Source organism: Aminobacter sp. P4_H6_2 (genome assembly GCF_056400805.1).
Map to the genome: position 1 here is coordinate 1 of NZ_JBFUKO010000563.1, position 3,515 is coordinate 3,515.

3 protein-coding genes are annotated in these 3,515 nt (G+C 56.4%); 1 reads left to right on the plus strand and 2 read right to left on the minus strand.

Features of this window, described 5'->3' with window-relative positions; genetic code table 11:
* Positions 1 to 94 precede the first annotated feature (94 nt).
* Positions 95 to 598, minus strand: a complete 504-nt coding sequence (locus AC1DUU_RS26550; RefSeq protein WP_476786347.1) for a two pore domain potassium channel family protein — start codon at positions 596 to 598, stop codon at positions 95 to 97.
* A gap of 135 nt (positions 599 to 733) precedes the next feature.
* Positions 734 to 1,543 carry a transporter family protein gene (locus tag AC1DUU_RS26555; RefSeq protein WP_476786348.1) on the minus strand — a complete coding sequence of 270 codons (810 nt, stop codon included), beginning with the start codon at positions 1,541 to 1,543 and terminating at the stop codon, positions 734 to 736.
* 476 nt (positions 1,544 to 2,019) lie between these two features.
* Here AC1DUU_RS26555 and AC1DUU_RS26560 point away from each other — a divergent pair.
* On the plus strand, positions 2,020 to 3,515 hold a 1,496-nt coding region (locus AC1DUU_RS26560), incomplete at its 3' end, for an arylsulfatase (RefSeq protein WP_476786349.1).

The following is a 3,515-nucleotide window of genomic DNA, read 5'->3' on the forward strand; positions in this document are numbered from 1 at the left end:
GCTCAAATTACTCGGTTGCGGGAGAAGACGAAAAGCCAGGCCCGCTTTTCGGGATTTTCTATCCCGTTCGGCAATGACCCGTCCATGGCGCAACTCAGGCAGTCGGGATCACGTCAGGGCGGTCGGAGTCCATTGGCCCCTTTTTGGCTCGTATTCTGTCCAATTTACCGAACTCGGTCATGATGCTTACCAGCACGCTCCCAGTCCAGCCAAACGTGAACAAGCCTGACATTGCCATGATTGGTCCGATCAGACGCCATCGATCAGGCAGGCTGACGGTGCCTTCACCGAGCGTTGTATAGTTCTCCAGGACAAAGTAGTAGCTGTCTCGCATCGAGGGGATCAATCCCATCAGTGATACTGGGGCTGCCCAAAGGAGAGTTTCAGCAAAATGTAAGCTCGCAAGGGAACCGATTGTGAAGGCAAACAGCAGATTGATCCGCCAATGCGACGTGGCGCTATTCACGCGGATCCAGGCTTTGCTGAAACGCTGGTTGATCGTGCGAATACCGACACCGTGTACGAAGATGATGACAATCATGAACAAGGTGCCGAGGACAATCTCAAATACCGGGTTGGGTGCCGAAAGTTCATCCATCGTATTGTCCAGGTCCTTCTATGCAGGCGGATCGAGTCACTCGTCGACTTCGATCGCCACCACCTGCCGCATGCGGGGCGCGTCAATCTGTGCAGCAACAGTCGTCTCCAGAATTGCGCCCCTATGCGTAAGGGATCACTTGGGGAACAGCAGAGTGACGATGGCGCGAACGCCAAATCCGTCGGGCCCGCTGTCAGGACTTGCGGCCCAATAACGAAAGCCTCCACCCAAGCTGACCGGTTGCTTATCAATGTGAATAAGCTTGGTGACGTCGAAATTGATCGGGACTGACCATTCGCTCGCTTCCCAATTGTATGTGCTTTCGGTGTTGAGACTGAAAGTCCAAGCATCTGGCGTCGTATAGGAGATGAAGGGCTGCAGAAAGGTGGAGTTGACGTTAGTGCGATCATCATCTCCGGCAAATGACCAGATGTGATTGGCCAGAATACCGACCGTCCATGGTCCGCTTTGCTTCAACGCCACACCTGTCGGCCCTGCTCCCCACTTGCGGCTGCTGAGTAGGTCGTCGGTTCCGGTCGGCAGCAAAAACACTGGACCGATACCCCAAATGATATCATCCGGCCCCGGTTTTGCGGGCGAAAAGAATAAACTTTGGGTTGTGTCGCCGAGGCCGAATTGGGATCCTGACGGGCCGGCAATGTCGTCCTGCCAAGCTATCGGCAGAATCGTCCTTGAGATGAGGTTCCAGTCCTCGTTAAGTGAGATTGGGATGACGGGCTGTACGTTGACATATGCTTTGTTGCCGTCGTTCGGCCCATAGCCCTGGTCCCAGTTGAACTGGAACGGCACGCTGATCAACGATGCAATCGGATTGGAAAGCTTCTTTGCTAGAGCCTCGGCAGATTCCTCCGCGAGCGCGGGGCTGGCAAAAGCCACAATGCAAGCGATCGTGGCTGTGACGGATGAAGTGCGAATGACACTCATGCCTTCCTCCATAAAGCTCCTGGGTTGGTATCGTCGTCCTCGTAGCCGAGGCTGACAAGTGCGTGAGTGCAACAACTGCTGTGAAAAACACCGATTGGTCGGCGTCAAAAACTGCATGCATGTCGATGGCACGCCGGTCATGTTCGCGAATGCTGCACCGAATGGCGACTTAGTTTGGATTGCCCGGTTTTGCACCCGCAGACGCCGGAGCCTACCGAGGCACACCAAACGATCGGACGCCCCACACCGCCAATGATCAGGCTGACGGTTGACGGGGAGCCAACGAGGCCGAGCACAGTGCCGATGCTTGTCTAGGTTGGTCTGCCTCACAGTGGGAAATCCTCACTCGTCCGCGCCGCAATTCGCGAAGGCTCGGTCAGAATTGCCCTTGCGTCAGCATTGGCATACTGATTGATTTGAGTGGCTTTGAAGTCGTTTCAATTCGATCGTTTTGCAGATTGCGAAAGGAACTGAAGATGGGGCATAGACTTTCCGATAGCAGCATCGCGACTTGGACTGCCGTAATTGTTCTTTGCGGTGGGCTAGCGTCGGCAGCCCATGCGCAAGACGCGCAAAAACCCAACATCTTGTTCATCGTCTCTGATGACACAGGCTACGGCGACCTTGGTCCTTACGGCGGCGGTGAAGGGCGCGGCATGCCGACGCCAAGTATTGATAAATTGGCCGAAGACGGCATGACCTTCTTCTCCTTTTATGCGCAGCCCAGTTGCACCCCTGGACGCGCCGCTATGCAGACGGGTCGGATCCCGAATCGCAGCGGCATGACCACCGTGGCCTTTCAGGGCCAGGGCGGCGGACTGCCAGCCGCGGAATGGACGCTGGCTTCTGTACTGAAACAGGGAGGATACAAGACCTATTTCACCGGAAAGTGGCATCTCGGCGAAGCCGACTACGCTCTGCCAAATGCCCAAGGCTATGATGTGATGAAATATGCCGGGCTCTATCATCTCAACGCCTATACCTACGCAGATCCGACATGGTTCCCCGATATGGACCCTGCGCTGCGAGCTATGTTCGAGAAGGTCACCAAAGGAGCGCTGTCCGGAAACGCGGGCGAGCCCGTCACGGAGGACTTCAAGATCAACGGCCAATATGTCGACACGCCCACTATCGACGGCAAGGAAGGCGTGGTCGGTATTCCTTTCTTCGACGGCTATGTCGAAAAGGCTGCAATCGAGTTTCTGGACGACGCCGCGAAGGCACCGAACCAACCTTTCTTCATCAATGTGAACTTCATGAAGGTTCACCAGCCGAACATGCCAGCGCCGGAGTTCGAACACAAATCGCTTTCCAAGTCTAAATACGCCGACTCGGTCGTCGAACTCGACACCCGTATCGGACGTATTATGGACAAGCTGCGTGAAACCGGCATGGACAAGAATACGTTGGTTTTTTACACGACCGACAACGGAGCCTGGCAGGATGTCTACCCTGACGCCGGCTACACGCCCTTCCGGGGTACCAAGGGCACGGTACGGGAAGGCGGCAACCGGGTTCCGGCCATCGCTGTCTGGCCGGGCAAGACCAAGCCAGGCGCGAAGAACCATGAAATCCTTGGCGGTCTCGACTTGATGGCCACGTTCGCCTCGGCCGCCGGCGTGAAACTGCCTGAAAACGACCGTGAAGGTAAACCAATCTACTTCGATAGCGTGGACATGACCCCTGTGCTGACGGGCGCGGGCAAGTCCCCACGCAGCGAATGGTTCTATTTCACCGAGAACGAGCTTTCGCCGGGCGCGGCGCGGGTCGGCAACTATAAGGCCGTCTTCAACCTCCGCGGTGACGACGGCGCTGCGACCGGCGGGCTGGCGGTGGACAGCAACCTCGGCTGGAAAGGTGCGGAGAAGTACGTGGCGACGGTGCCGCAAGTCTTTGACTTGTGGCAGGATCCGCAAGAGCGCTACGACATCTTTATGAACAACTACACGGAACGGACGTGGACGATGGTTAC